The sequence below is a fragment of the Aerococcus sp. HMSC062A02 genome (genome assembly GCF_001809535.1).
GTDB lineage: Bacteria > Bacillota > Bacilli > Lactobacillales > Aerococcaceae > Aerococcus.
The window spans coordinates 66,550-66,982 of the sequence record NZ_KV797932.1 but is presented as its reverse complement, the minus strand read 5'-3'; positions in this window follow the sequence as shown (position 1 = coordinate 66,982).

The following is a 433-nucleotide window of genomic DNA, read 5'->3' as shown; positions in this document are numbered from 1 at the left end:
TCAGTATCTGCGAGTCAATCCGAAAGCTCGTCAGCAAGTGCTTCGCAATCCGAATCAAGCTCAGTATCTGCGAGTCAATCAGAAAGCTCGTCAGTGAGTGCGTCACAATCTGAGTCCAGCTCAGTATCTGCGAGTCAATCAGAAAGCTCGTCAGTGAGTGCGTCACAATCTGAGTCCAGCTCAGTGTCTGCGAGTCAATCAGAAAGCTCATCAGTGAGCGCTTCACAATCTGAGTCCAGCTCAGTGTCTGCGAGTCAATCCGAAAGCTCGTCAGTAAGTGTGTCACAATCTGAATCTAGCTCAGTATCTGCGAGTCAATCTGAAAGCTCCTCAGTAAGTGCTTCACAATCTGAAAGCTCATCAGTGAGTGCGTCACAATCTGAGTCAAGCTCAGTATCAGCGAGTCAATCCGAAAGCTCGTCAGTAAGCGCAT